The organism is Paenibacillus tyrphae (assembly GCF_024158745.1).
Lineage (GTDB): Bacteria > Bacillota > Bacilli > Paenibacillales > NBRC-103111 > Paenibacillus_G > Paenibacillus_G tyrfis_A.
Genome location: NZ_JAMZAW010000018.1, coordinates 1 through 13,100, shown reverse-complemented (window position 1 = coordinate 13,100; position 13,100 = coordinate 1). Strand labels below are relative to the sequence as shown.

The following is a 13,100-nucleotide window of genomic DNA, read 5'->3' as shown; positions in this document are numbered from 1 at the left end:
ATTGGACAGCCATACATATTTTCCCACCATGCGGGAAATCTAAGGCCAACAAGGAAGGAGGATTTGGATGATTACAGGTCAACAGCAAGGAACGGTCAGCACGAAGGAGCTCGCCTATATTACGGACTGCCTCAAAAACGAGGAGCTGCTCGCCAAAATTGCAGCTCAAGGCGTAGCCGAAAGCCAGAATCCGCAGCTTAAACAGAAGCTGGCGCAAATCGCGCAGGACCGTCTGCAAAATACGGACCAACTGCTCCGTACGCTGCAGCAGCAAACGCAAACCACCCACTAGGGCAACCATAAGGAGGTGCGGTAAACATGTATCAGCAAAACTTCTCCAATCTCCAGCCGGCACAGACCCAGCCGGTTCACTTTCATTTGAACGAGCAGGATGTCGCAAACCTCGTCTTGTCCGAGCTTAAGCGCACGGCCCGCGAGTATACGACCGCCGCCTTGGAGGCGACGCATCCGGCGGTTCGCCAAACCTTTGTGTCGTTGACGCAAAAGACGCTGCAGGATCAGGCCGAGCTGTACAACGTGTTGTCTCAATCGGGCGGATACGGCTCCATAAGCATGGCTTCCCAGCAAGAAGTGCAGCAGGAGCTCCAGCAGCAGCTTCGCAAGACCGAGCAGCTCCATTCGGTCGTTCAACAGGCGGTGCAGGCCGCCTATACAGGCGGAAACCTGTATGCACAAAGCGCCCATCAGCAGACGCAGGCTTTCCCGCAAGCCCAGCAGCCGGTTTACCAAGCGCCGGTGTATCCGACGGGCTATCCGTCCGGCGGCTCGACCACGACTTCCTCGACCGCATCGCCTTACGGCAGTAGCAGCTTTACTGCATTCCCGAGCGGCACTTACGGCCAGACGTCCGGCTCCGGCTTCAGTCATACGACGACCGGTTCGAGCGCTTACGGTTCAAGCGCCGGCACAACGGCCGGTTCAAGCTTAACCGGCACGGGGGCGGGTCAAACGAGCGGGGCAAGCGCCTATAATCCGGGCCTCAGTCAAGCAGTCGGTTCGAGCTTCGGGAGCTCGTTTTCCTCCTCTGCCGGGGCGCATAACAACGAATATGGCGTGAAATCCTCCGTCACCGGGACGGACAACCAAGACTACTTCTCGTCCCGGTCGGTTCAAGATTATAACAGTAACAAATACAGCAGCGGGCAGGAGACTTACACCGGGACTACATCCACGCAAGATACGAGCTATGCTCCGTCGTCTTCCGTCCGCCCAGCCGGTAGCAGCTCCAGCTTCGGCAGCGGCTCCTCAGGAGCCGAAGCGTCAACGTCGGGTCAAGCTTCCGTATCCGGCTCGTACCGCAATAAACCGCAGTCGCATTCCCAACAAGGCACGACCCATAGCAGCAAATATATGATGTAAGGCGCTCTAGCCCGGCCAGGACCTTTCAGGTACCGCCGGGCTTTTTTCTGCGTACGGTTTTATTTCCGGGAGCGGCCGCCCGGGCCGCATTTCATGTCAGCCGCTGGACGAACTCAAGCCGGTTGCCGAATGGGTCCAGGCAGTGAAAGCGGAGCATGCCTTCCAGCGGCACGTCCTCCCGGATGACGATTCCCTTTTCCGATAACGCTTGTTTAAGCTTTCCGATATCCTTGACCTGAAAAGCCGGATGTGCTTTTGACGCAGGAGCGAAGTCGGTCTGCACACCGATATGCACCTCATGGGGGCCGCAGGCGAACCATACGCCGCCGCGCGCCCGGAGCGGTTCGGGCTTCGGAATTTCCCGCATTCCCAGCAGTTCTCCGTAAAAAGCCCGCACTTCTTTTTCACATCCGGCCGGCGCGGCGAGTTGGACATGGTCGATCCCTGCATATTCGTGAGCTTCCATCATGACTAATCCTCCCTCATTGAAGTTTCATGTATTGAAACTAAATTTCATTAAATGGTACAAATCTATCATATGCGATTTTGATTTTCATGTAAATAGAGCCGCACCGAGCACCACTACTAACCGAGCCTTGCCAAAAAAGGGTATAATATTTCCATAGCGACATGGAGAGGGGACTTGGGATAATGTATCGTATTCTGATCGTGGAGGATGACGATAAGATTGCCGGTATCCTTCAGGAATACTTGGAAAAGTACGGGTACGAAGCGGTTCGGACGACCGACTATAAACATATCAAGGACGCGTTCCTTCAGCATAAGCCCGAGCTGGTGCTGCTCGATATCAATTTGCCTAGTTTCGACGGCTTTTATTGGTGCCGTCAGATTCGCACCGTCTCCAGCGTGCCGATCTTGTTCATGTCCGCGCGGGTCGGGGAAATGGACCAGATCATGGCCATTGAGAACGGCGGCGACGATTACATAACGAAGCCGTTTCATTCGGAAGTCGTCATGGCGAAGGTCAAAAGCGCTCTGCGCCGCGCCTATGGGGAATATGCGCAGGCGCAGTCCGGACGCGAGCTGACGGAGCTGAACGGCCTGTTCGTCGACCGGACCCGGAGCTCTGCCGAATGGTTTGGGCGGAAAGTGGACCTCAGCCGCAACGAGCTGCTGCTGCTGGATCTTCTGCTGAAGCAGGCGGGAGAAGTCGTATCCCGCGAACGGTTGCTTGAAGCGCTGTGGGACGATATCGATTTCGTCGACGACAATACGCTGACGGTGAATGTGACGAGGGTGCGCAAAAAATTGGAAGATCTCGGCATCACGCGCGCCATCGAGACGGTCCGCGGCCAGGGCTACCGGCTTCAATCTTCATGGGAGGGCGAAGGATGAGCTTTCGCGACTTTTTGGCCGACCGCATCAGATTTATCGTCATTTATTCAATCAATGTGATCTTGATCGCGGCAGTCGTGCAGTTGGACCTGCTGGGCAAAAACGTTTCGCTCGACGGAGACAATATCGCCTACATGGCGTTACTATCGGCAGCGGGGCTCGCCGCTTTCTTGATCTTGGACTACATCAGGCAGCGAGGGTATTTCCAAGGCCTCCGCATACTGAAGCAAAGCGGGCTCAACGGCCGCAAGCCTGAGGCGATGGAGGGCGTTATAAGCCTGCCTACGGGCGTCACCCGGGAACAGCGGATTGCTGTAGAGCTGCTGCTGGAATTATACGGCGCTTATACCGACCGGCTCGAGAAGCACCGGATTTCACAAGATCAGCACCAAACGTTCGTTCGGTTGTGGGTGCATCAAATGAAAACACCGGTGTCCGTCATCGGACTGCTGACCGAGCAGCCGCACGCCGCGCCGAAGGAAGCGCCCCAACGTCCGGTTGGGGCTGTGTTGGAGAGCATCCAGGAAGAAAACGAGAAGCTGCGTCAAGGCCTCGACATGATGCTGCACACGGCACGGCTTGAGAAGTTCGAAGCGGATCTTCGCATGCAGAAAGTCGACCTGCTGCAAGCGGTGCGCCATGTCATTAACGAGCATAAGAAGGCATGCATCCGCTACCGGATATATCCGAAGCTGATTGCCAGCCACGAAGCGTGCTATATCGATACGGACGATAAATGGCTGGGCATCATTTTGCATCAAATCGTCTCGAATGCGATTAAATATTCCAAAAGCAAGCACGACGGCAGCAAATCGCTGATCATGACGATCACGAAGGACGGCAGCGGCTGCCATGCCGTATTTCAGGACGAAGGGATCGGCATCGCCGAGCAGGATCTTCCGCGGGTGTGCGATCCTTTTTTTACCGGCGAGAACGGCAGGCTGGTCGCCGAATCGACCGGCATGGGGCTGTTTGTCGCCAAGGAAGCGTGCCGGAGGCTCGGACACCGGCTTGAGATCGAATCGAAGCTCGGGGAAGGAACGACCGTCCGCCTTCATTTCCCGCGCAGCGGAGCGCTGCACGAGGGGCTGCTGCCCCTTAAGTGACGATGTTGTAAGAAAACGGGTTTGCCATGTAAGGTGAATCGATGGCTTGGCCGGCGGAACCTTCGTATACTACAGGCAGAGTGAAGTGATCAAAGGAGGACCCGCATCGTGACTACTGTACTGAAGACGGACGCCTTGTCCAAAATATACGGCAGCGCCGGCAAAGGCGTCGTTTATAAAGCGCTGGAGCATATCTCGCTGGAAATCGAACGGGGCGAATTCACCGGCATTATGGGGCCGTCGGGCAGCGGCAAGACGACGCTGCTCAATCTGCTCGCCACGATCGACAAACCGACCTCGGGACATATTGAAATCAACGGCACCGACCCGGCGAGGCTGAACAACAAGCAGCTTGCTTTATTCCGCCGCCGCGAGCTCGGCTTCGTGTTTCAAGATTTCAATCTGCTGGAGACGCTCTCGATCAAAGAAAACATCATTTTGCCACTTGTGCTGGAAGGGACGAAGCCGTCCGAGATCGAGCGGCGCGTGGCGGAAATCGCCGATGTTCTCGGCATTACCCCGATTTTATCTAAGCGGACGTACGAGGTATCCGGGGGGCAGCAGCAGCGCACGGCTATTGCACGGGCGATCATTCACCGTCCGTCGATGCTGCTGGCCGACGAACTGACGGGCAATCTGGATTCGAAGGCGGCCAAAGACGTGATGGAGTCGCTGCGCAGCCTTAACGAGGAGCGGGAAGTGACCATCCTGATGGTGACGCATGATCCGTTCGCCGCCAGCTACTGCAAGCGGGTCGTGTTCATCAAGGACGGCAAGCTGTTTTCGGAAATTCGCCGCGGCGCGAACCGGCAGGCTTTTTTTCAGCAAATTTTGGACAGCTTAAGCGTGCTGGGAGGGAACTTCGATGAACTTCCGACAGCTCGCCCTTAAAAATATTCAAGGCAATTGGCACCGGTATGTCGCCTTTTTTCTGAGCAGCGCTTTTTCCGTCATGGTCTTCTATATGTTCGGATCGTTCATCTACCATCCCGAAGTCGTAAACGGGAACATCAAAGCCGCGAGCATGGTGAAACAAGTGCTCTTCGCCTGTCAGATTCTGATCGTCGTGTTCTCGTTTTTTTTCGTGCTGTACGCCAGCTTTGCTTTTCTCAAGACGCGCAAGAAAGAATTCGGCTTGCTTACCTTGTTCGGAATGACCCGTTCGCAGATTTGCCGCCTGATGTTCTACGAGCAGATGATAATCGGACTGCTGTCGATCGGCGTCGGGATCGGTGCCGGCATGCTGTTCTCGAAGCTGTTCTTCTTGGCTATTGCGCGGTTGCTTCAAACGGATAGTCCGATCCGCTTCGCCGTACCGCCCCAGGCGCTGCTTCAGACGGTCATCGGTTTCCTGGCCTTGTTTCTCGCGATGACCCTGTTTGCGATGTTCAACGTTGGCCGCAGCCAGATCATTGCGCTATTGCGGGCGGGCAAGCAGCCGAAAAAGCCTCCCGTGGCTTCCCTGTGGCTGACCGTCTTGGCGGTCGTCTGCCTTGGAGGCGGCTATTATTTGGCGTTCACGACTTCGGTGAAGCTCATTATGTACCTTATGCTTCCGATCATTTTTTTAACCGTGATCGGCACCTATTTCCTGTTCACGCAGGCGAGCGTGGCGATTATCGGCAGACTGCAGCGAATGACGGGTTTGTATTATAACCGTACGAATCTGATTGCGATCTCGCAGCTTGCGTTCAAAATCAAAGACAACGCGCGTACGCTGTTTGTCGTTTCGGTTTTAAGCGCGGTCATTTTGACGGCGTCGGGCACGATTTACGTATTTTATAAGAGCATCGATCAGCAGCTGATGGAGCAGTTTCCGAATACGATAAGCTTTACCGAACAAGGGCCCGGTGACCGTCACGCGATCGATGCGGACAAGCTCAAGGCCATACTGGCCGCCGAAGGGGCGAGCTTGGCAAAGGAATTGAAAATCGTAGGCGTACAGGTCCCGCTTAAGCTAGACGGCTCCCGTGTCTCCGATACGACAGCGCTGCTGATCTCGGAATCCGATTACAATCGGGCGGTGGAAGGAATCGAGTACGCAGCTCCGCTTCAGATCGCGCCGGGGCATGCCGTATTCAGCTATCCTTACCGAATGGGCGACGTTATACTAATGGAAAAAGGCTCGCGGCGGACCGTTCAATTAAACGGGCAAGCCTGGCCGCTGGAGATGGACGGGCAGGTGACGGGAGGCGTGATTAACCTGATGGGGGCGGCGACCGGGATGCTCGTAGTCAATGACGGGGAGTATTCCCGGATGATGAAAGAGACGCCCGACGACCAGAGGCTTGTCTATTACGGATTTGAGTTGAACCGCTGGCAGGAGCATGCCGCTGCCGTAGAGAAAGTGAAGCAATCCGTTCCCAAAGAGCATAGGAAGCGCTTGTCCGACCGCACGTCCTTCTATGCCGCGGTCCAGCAAAGCTGGTCATTAACGATGCTTATCGGTTTATTCGTCAGCTTCCTGTTCTTTGTCGCTTCGGCGAGCATGCTGTATTTCAAGCTGTTCACCGAGCTGCAGGAAGACGACCATCAATATCGCGCTCTCATGCGGATCGGGATGTCTGTGCCTGAAGTCCGGCGGATCATTAACGTACAGATCGGTCTGTTGTTTCTGCTCCCGGTTGTCGTAGGCGCGGCTCACGCGGCTTTCGCTTACAAGACGCTGGCTAATTTACTCTCGATGAACGTATGGTTTTACGGGGCGCTTGTCATTTCCGTTTTTGCCGTGTTGCAATTTGGTTATTTCCTGCTCACCCGCCGCGCTTACATGGCCCAGATGAAGAGCTTGTAAGCGATGAGATGATACGGGCAACTCTCATGAGCAGGGCATGGGCTGGACCTCCTCCGCAAGCTTGGTATATTTTTTCGTCTTTGAACCATAATACGAAAAAAGAGCCAACACGGAAGGGGCATCATCCGGGTGAAAATCATCGTCACACTGCTTCTGGCCGCGGCGCTTCTGTGCGGCTGTACAAGGGAGCCCGATCGCCACGCCACCGATATGAAGACGCTGCAAAAAACGGTAGGCCGCGAGAGGCTGCTGCAGACGTTCAGCCAAATCGAGCCGCCGCCGATGGGAAAAGAAATCATGAACAAGTCCGATCAAGAGATCATCGCTTGGATTAAGCAATTGGACGACTGGACGCATAAAGTGCTGTCTTCGCCGGTTACCGGGGAGATGGACGAACACGCCATGCGCGAGATGCAGACACAACTGGGGAAAGTATATACGCCAGACATGGCGCGGCGGATGATCGATTACTTTTACCGCCGGGACCCCCGGATCGGAACGTACCAAGCGAACAGCACCAAGGCGATGCTGGGCCTGCGCAGCGAATGGGGACAGTATCAACTGCACAAATCGCAGCCGGCCGAGGGGCAGTACAAGCTCAGCCTGACCGGCAGGTCGAAGCAGGAATACAGCGAATCCGTCATGCATCACGAGTCCGCCTACAGCGTGCAAGGCGACCGCTTGATCGTCAGCGAATTCAAGACCCGCTCTTGAACAGCCCAAACAGCTTTATTTACAGCAGACTGGTGTCTATTACGCGCCAGTCTGTTTTTTGTATGTCGACTATGGAAAAAGGTTCCGGTCCATCTTCCGATGCAGACGAACAAGCATTCCTATTCCTTGCTTGTTTTATGGTATAATAGGAAGAAGAGCGGTTCCCCGCAGGCTTCATTGACACCGGGCGCGGGCTCGCATAGACTTGACTTGAGACAGAATGAATCAGCTCCGTACGTTCCTTTTCCGGGGGCGGCGGGCTTGCCGCGTTTAACGGACAGGAGGCATTTTCTTTGCATTTGCGTATGGAAGAGTGGAAGCATGTGTTTAAACTTGACCCGGACCGGGAGATCGGCGACGAAGCGCTTGAGCGCATCTGCCTCTCCGGCACCGATGCGGTGATGGTCGGCGGCTCGTCCGGCGTCACTTTCGACAACACCGTCGACCTTCTGGCGCGCATCCGTCGGTATGAAGTGCCGTGCGTCTTGGAAGTGTCGGACACGGAGGCGATCGTGCCGGGGTTTGACTTGTTTATGATCCCCATCGTGCTGAACGCTGGGGACACGCAGTGGATCGTCGGACGACATCAGCAGGCGCTAAAGGAATACGGCGCGATTTTGGATTGGGACGAGCTCGTCCCAGAAGGCTACATTATATTGAACGGCGAATCCACGGCGGCCAAGCTGACCGAAGCCGACGCGCAGCTCGACGCGAAAGATGTGGAGGCCTATGCCCGCATCGCCGACCGTTTATTCCGCTGTCCGATCGTTTATTTGGAATACAGCGGCGTATTCGGCGATATGGAGCTGGTCGGCCGGGTGAAGCGGCTGCTTTCCCAGTCGCGATTGTTTTACGGCGGCGGCATCGACAGCCCGGAGAAAGCGCGTGAGGCGGCCAAGGCGGCGCATACCGTCGTTGTAGGCAACGCGGTATACGATGATCTTGAACGGGCGCTTGCTACGGTCCCGGCGGTAATGGAAATGCGTTAGAAAGGAAATAAAAATAATGATCAACGAACCTATCGATATACTCAAAGCGATTCAAAAGCTCAACCCGCAGCAAAGACGCGCCGTCGAAGCGACGGACGGACCGCTGCTGATCATGGCCGGGGCGGGCAGCGGCAAAACCCGCGTGCTGACGCACCGGATCGCTTATTTGATCGCGACGCGCAAAGCGGCGCCGTGGAGCATTCTGGCCATTACGTTCACGAACAAAGCGGCGAGGGAGATGCAGGAGCGCGTCAGCGCCCTTGTCGGCCCACAGGGGGGAGATATTTGGGTATCCACCTTCCACTCGATGTGCGTGCGTATTTTGCGCCGCGACATTTCACGGATCGGCTTCACGTCGAATTTTACGATTCTCGATTCGGGCGACCAGCTGTCCGTGATCAAAAATTGCATGAAAGAGATGAACATCGACTCGAAAAAATTCGAGCCCAAAGCGGTCCAGGCCGCGATCAGCAACGCCAAGAACGAGCTGCTGACGCCGGAGAAATTCGAGCGCAAAATCGGCGACTACTTCGACGGTATCGTCGCCAAAGTATATTCGTCCTACCAGCGCAAGCTGAAGGCCAACAACTCGCTTGATTTCGACGATCTGATCATGACCACGATCGAGCTGTTCCAGCAAGTGCCCGAGGTGCTCGATTTTTACCAGAACAAGTTTCAGTACCTTCATGTGGACGAATACCAGGATACGAACCGCGCCCAGTATATGCTGTGCCGGATGCTGGCCGATAAATACAAGCGCATTTGCGTCGTCGGCGACAGCGACCAGTCGATTTACCGCTGGCGCGGGGCCGACATCAGCAATATTCTCGATTTCGAAAAAGATTACCCGAACGCCACCACCATTTTGCTCGAGCAAAATTACCGCTCGACCTCGAACATCCTGAACGCCGCGAACAAAGTGATCGCCAACAACACCGGACGCAAGCCGAAGAACCTGTGGACCGACAAGGGTGAAGGGCAGAAAATCCGGCTTTATCAAGCCGATTCCGAGCATGAGGAAGGCTATTTCATCACCGGCGAAATCCGCAAAAATGTGGATAAAGGGCGGCTGTTCCGAGACCATGCCATATTGTACCGCACGAATGCGCAGTCCCGGGTGATCGAGGAAATTTTGATCAAATCGGATATTCCTTACCAGATCGTCGGGGGCATCAAGTTCTACGACCGCAAAGAGATCAAGGACATTCTCGCCTACCTGCGGCTTATCTCGAACCCGGACGACGATATCAGCTTTGCGCGGATCGTCAATGTGCCAAAGCGGGGCATCGGGGATACGACGGTCGAGCGGCTTGGGGCAGCGGCGGGGCAATTCGGCGTATCAATGTTTGCGATGCTGGAGAACGTGGACAGCATGGAGATCGGTGCCAAAGCCCGCAACGCGCTGGCCGATTTCCGCGACATGATCGAGAACCTGTACCGGATGGTCGATTATTTGTCCGTTACCGAGCTGACGGAGAAAATGCTCGAGATGAGCGGCTACCGCGAGGAACTGAAGCGGGAGAACACGATCGAGTCGCAGGCGCGGCTGGAGAACATCGACGAGTTCCTGTCTGTGACCATGGACTTCGAGAAGCGCAACGAGGATAAATCCCTCGTCTCGTTCCTGACCGATCTGGCGCTGATCGCCGACATTGACTCGATGAATCAGGACCCGGAAGCGGGAAAACAAGGCGTTGTGCTCATGACGATGCACAGCGCCAAAGGACTCGAGTTCCCCGTCGTCTTCATCATGGGCCTTGAGGAAGGCGTATTCCCGCACAGCCGGGCCTTGATGGACAACGAGGAGCTGGAGGAGGAGCGGCGCCTCGCCTACGTCGGCATTACCCGTGCCGAGGAGGAGCTGTTCCTTACGTGCGCCCGGATGCGCACGTTGTTCGGACGGACGACGGCGAACGCGCCGTCCCGGTTTCTTCAGGAGCTGCCGCAGGAGCTCCTGGAGACCGTCCGCGCCGGCGGCGGCTTCGGCCGCGGCGGAGCGTCAACCCCGGCGTGGGCCGGCGGCGAACGCCGCTTCGGCAGCGCTGGAGGCTTCGGCGGCGCGCCCACGCAGGCGGGCCGCACGCCGGTGAGCTTCCGCAGCGGCAGCCCGTCCGCCGCAGCGGGAGGCGCAGCGCCCAAAGCCGCGGCCCCCGCGGCGCAGGCGACCGATTTTGCCATGGGCGACAAAGTGTCGCACGGCAAGTGGGGCACCGGTGTCGTCGTCGCCATCAAAGGCTCGGGCGACGACACCGAGCTGCAGATCGCTTTCCCGGCGCCCGTGGGCGTCAAGCGGCTGCTGGCCAAATTTGCACCGATTACCAAGCAGAGCTAAAACGCCAGGCGAGGCAACCCTTATATCCCGTAGCCATGAGAGGATGAATTTCCGATGCCGGACGCTTTGGAAACGATGAAGACGCTCATCGAAGAGATCAATAAACACAATTACGCTTACTACACGCTGGATCAGCCTTCTCTCACGGATGCCGAATACGATGCGCTCTATGATAAGCTGGTTCAACTGGAAGCCGAAACCGGCACCGTGCTGCCTTACTCGCCCACGCAGCGGGTAGGCGGCGAGCTGCTCAAAGGGTTCGAACCGCACCGGCATCTGGCCCGGCTCTGGAGCCTGGACAAGGCGCAAAACCACGACGATCTGATGGCGTGGCATACGCGCGCCCAAAAGCTCGTGAACGACTACAATACGCAGCATCCGGACGATCCGCTGCCGCCTTTATCCTTTGTCGTAGAATTGAAATTCGACGGCCTGACGCTGAATTTGACTTACGACCGCGGCGAGCTCGTGCAGGCGGCTACACGGGGCAACGGCGTCGTCGGCGAAGGGATTCTTGCCAATGTCAAAACGATCCGTTCCGTGCCGCTGCGCATTCCATATACCGATGGGATTATCGAGGTGCAGGGCGAGGGAATAATGAACCTGTCCGTGCTCGAAGCCTATAACGCGACCGCAGCCGAGCCGCTCAAAAATGCGCGCAATGCCGCTGCAGGCGCCCTCCGCAACCTGAATCCGAAGGTGACGGCGGAGCGCAAGCTCAACGCTTATTTTTACAACATCGGCTATGCCGATTCTCTGCAATTCCAGAATCATCAGGAAATGGTCGAGTTCCTGCGCGACAACCAGTTCAAAGTCAGCCCTTTCGTCAAATTCGTCGACAGCATCGATGCGGTGGAGGAAGAGCTGGAGAAACTGGTCGCCATGCGCAATACGCTTGATTTTCTGATCGACGGGCTGGTCGTAAAAATAACGGATATGCGCACCCGCGAAGTACTCGGATATACCGACAAATTCCCGCGCTGGGCGGTAGCCTATAAGTTTGAAGCCGAAGAAGCCGTGACGACGCTGCTCGACGTCAGCTGGAACGTGGGCCGGACCGGCAAAGTGACGCCGCTTGCCCGGGTGGAAGCCGTCGATATCGGCGGTGTGACCGTACAGAACTGTACGCTTAACAACATGGACGACATCGAACGCAAAAATTTAAAGTTCGGTTTAGGCAGTCTTGTCTATATCCGTCGCTCCAACGACGTCATTCCGGAGATTCTCGGCAAAGTGACCGAAGAAGCGGATGGCAGCGAAATCGTGCCTCCGGCGGTGTGTCCTTCCTGCGGACACGATCTGGAGAAAAAGGGTCCGCATTTATTCTGTACAAATAAGGTGGACTGCCGGCCGCAGCTTGTCGGGCGCATTGCTCATTTCGCCTCCCGCGATGCGATGGATATCGAGACATTCAGCGAGAAGACGGCCGAGCAACTCTACGATTCACTCGACGTGCGCGATCCGTCCGATCTGTACTATTTGACGTTCGACGATTTGATCAAGCTTGAACGCTTCGGGACGAAGAAGGCCGAGAATTTGATCGCCGCCTTCGAGAAAAGCAAGCAGCCCGATTTGGCATCGTTCTTGTTTGCTCTCGGCATTCCGAATACAGGCAAGACGACGACCAAGGAGCTTGCGGAGCATTACCGCAGTCTTGAGAAGCTGATGCAGGCGGAGCCCGAGGAGCTGATCACGCTGCCGGATATCGGCGGTATCGTTGCGGAGAGCATCGTCGGCTTCTTCCGCGATCCGGCGATGCAGCGGAGCATTGAGCGATTGCTGGCCGCCGGTATACAGCCGGTCAGCGAAGAAGCGCCTGCGGTCGTCGACGAAAGCAGTCCGTTCTTCGGCAAAACGGTCGTCTTAACGGGTACGCTCACTACCATGGGACGGGATGAAGCCGCCAAGAAGCTGGAGAAGCTGGGTGCCAAGGTGACCGGCAGCGTGTCGAAGAAGACCGACATCGTCATTGCCGGGGAGAACGCCGGCAGCAAGCTGACCAAAGCCCAAGAGCTGGGCATCCGTATTATTGATAACGAAGAGGAGCTGCAGCAACTGTTAGGAGACGTCTAGTCGCGCGTCACGCTGTGCAGCACGAGACCGCCGGTTCCGAAAAAGGAGCGCGGCGGTTTTTCGTTCTCGGCAAGAGCTATGAAATGCCCGCTAAAAAGTACGTCACATGTCGAGGAGTAGGCCCGATTTACAATTGCCAAAATTTGTGGTTGCATTCGACCCGGGATCTGTGATACATTATTGCTTGTCGCCGCGAGAGGCAGTAAGCCTTGAACGAGCGGCCAACGAAAAAAAAGTAGTTGCAAAGCTCGTCTTGATGTGATAAGATTAGATCTTGTCACGGCAGAACAGAATAGTGACGAAAGCTCTTTGAAAACTGAACAAATGAGAACGAAATGCCAAGCGTAACAAGCATT

The 13,100-nt window shown here is 56.1% G+C and carries 12 protein-coding genes; 10 read left to right on the top strand and 2 right to left on the bottom strand.

Going from position 1 to position 13,100, the window contains the following annotated elements:
- The first annotated feature begins 67 nt into the window (after positions 1–67).
- On the top strand, positions 68–292 hold the full coding sequence (locus tag NI000_RS24510) for a hypothetical protein (protein WP_253414016.1): 225 nt from the start codon (positions 68–70) through the stop codon (positions 290–292).
- Between the two features lie 26 nt (positions 293–318).
- Positions 319–1,380, top strand: coding sequence for a spore coat protein (locus NI000_RS24505; RefSeq protein WP_253414015.1), 1,062 nt, complete (start codon positions 319–321; stop codon positions 1,378–1,380).
- Positions 1,381–1,471: 91 nt separating this feature from the next.
- On the opposite strand, the gene NI000_RS24500 is transcribed toward NI000_RS24505, so the two are convergent.
- Positions 1,472–1,846 carry a VOC family protein gene (locus tag NI000_RS24500; protein WP_253414137.1) on the bottom strand — a complete coding sequence of 125 codons (375 nt, stop codon included), beginning with the start codon at positions 1,844–1,846 and terminating at the stop codon, positions 1,472–1,474.
- A gap of 185 nt (positions 1,847–2,031) precedes the next feature.
- Here NI000_RS24500 and NI000_RS24495 point away from each other — a divergent pair, with 185 nt between their 5' ends.
- The 8 genes from NI000_RS24495 to ligA all read left to right on the top strand — a co-directional run bounded on the left by NI000_RS24495 (position 2,032) and on the right by ligA (position 12,744).
- A complete protein-coding gene (locus NI000_RS24495) occupies positions 2,032–2,736 on the top strand; it encodes a response regulator transcription factor (RefSeq protein ID WP_253414014.1) in 705 nt (234 codons plus the stop codon).
- Entirely contained in the window at positions 2,733–3,842 is a 1,110-nt protein-coding gene (locus tag NI000_RS24490; protein ID WP_253414013.1) for a sensor histidine kinase, read from the top strand. Before NI000_RS24495 ends, NI000_RS24490 begins: the two co-directional genes overlap by 4 nt.
- A gap of 108 nt (positions 3,843–3,950) precedes the next feature.
- Positions 3,951–4,733 (top strand): ABC transporter ATP-binding protein, encoded by a 783-nt coding sequence (locus tag NI000_RS24485; RefSeq protein ID WP_253414012.1) that lies wholly within the window; start codon positions 3,951–3,953, stop codon positions 4,731–4,733.
- Complete coding sequence (locus NI000_RS24480; protein WP_253414011.1) at positions 4,708–6,636, top strand: ABC transporter permease; 1,929 nt, start codon at positions 4,708–4,710, stop codon at positions 6,634–6,636. Before NI000_RS24485 ends, NI000_RS24480 begins: the two co-directional genes overlap by 26 nt.
- A gap of 129 nt (positions 6,637–6,765) precedes the next feature.
- On the top strand, positions 6,766–7,350 hold the full coding sequence (locus tag NI000_RS24475; protein ID WP_253414010.1) for a hypothetical protein: 585 nt from the start codon (positions 6,766–6,768) through the stop codon (positions 7,348–7,350).
- A 305-nt stretch (positions 7,351–7,655) separates the two neighbouring features.
- Positions 7,656–8,339, top strand: coding sequence for a heptaprenylglyceryl phosphate synthase (locus NI000_RS24470; RefSeq protein WP_253414136.1), 684 nt, complete (start codon positions 7,656–7,658; stop codon positions 8,337–8,339).
- Between the two features lie 16 nt (positions 8,340–8,355).
- Entirely contained in the window at positions 8,356–10,671 is a 2,316-nt protein-coding gene (gene pcrA / locus NI000_RS24465; protein ID WP_253414009.1) for a DNA helicase PcrA, read from the top strand.
- A gap of 54 nt (positions 10,672–10,725) precedes the next feature.
- Positions 10,726–12,744 carry an NAD-dependent DNA ligase LigA gene (gene ligA, locus NI000_RS24460; protein ID WP_253414008.1) on the top strand — a complete coding sequence of 673 codons (2,019 nt, stop codon included), beginning with the start codon at positions 10,726–10,728 and terminating at the stop codon, positions 12,742–12,744.
- On the opposite strand, the gene NI000_RS24455 is transcribed toward ligA, so the two are convergent.
- A partial coding sequence (locus NI000_RS24455) for a hypothetical protein (protein ID WP_253414007.1) occupies positions 12,741–13,100 on the bottom strand: 360 nt, incomplete at its 5' end. The two genes, ligA and NI000_RS24455, sit on opposite strands and share 4 nt — an antisense overlap.

Excerpts from the sequence above, each read along its gene's own strand:
- NI000_RS24510 (WP_253414016.1), top strand. The coding sequence starts at position 68 with ATGATTACAGGTCAACAGCAAGGAACGGTCAGCACGAAGGAGCTCGCC.
- NI000_RS24505 (WP_253414015.1), top strand. The coding sequence starts at position 319 with ATGTATCAGCAAAACTTCTCCAATCTCCAGCCGGCACAGACCCAGCCG.
- NI000_RS24500 (WP_253414137.1), bottom strand. The coding sequence starts at position 1,846 with ATGGAAGCTCACGAATATGCAGGGATCGACCATGTCCAACTCGCCGCG.
- NI000_RS24495 (WP_253414014.1), top strand. The coding sequence starts at position 2,032 with ATGTATCGTATTCTGATCGTGGAGGATGACGATAAGATTGCCGGTATC.
- NI000_RS24490 (WP_253414013.1), top strand. The coding sequence starts at position 2,733 with ATGAGCTTTCGCGACTTTTTGGCCGACCGCATCAGATTTATCGTCATT.
- NI000_RS24480 (WP_253414011.1), top strand. The coding sequence starts at position 4,708 with ATGAACTTCCGACAGCTCGCCCTTAAAAATATTCAAGGCAATTGGCAC.
- NI000_RS24470 (WP_253414136.1), top strand. The coding sequence starts at position 7,656 with ATGGAAGAGTGGAAGCATGTGTTTAAACTTGACCCGGACCGGGAGATC.
- pcrA (WP_253414009.1), top strand. The coding sequence starts at position 8,356 with ATGATCAACGAACCTATCGATATACTCAAAGCGATTCAAAAGCTCAAC.
- ligA (WP_253414008.1), top strand. The coding sequence starts at position 10,726 with ATGCCGGACGCTTTGGAAACGATGAAGACGCTCATCGAAGAGATCAAT.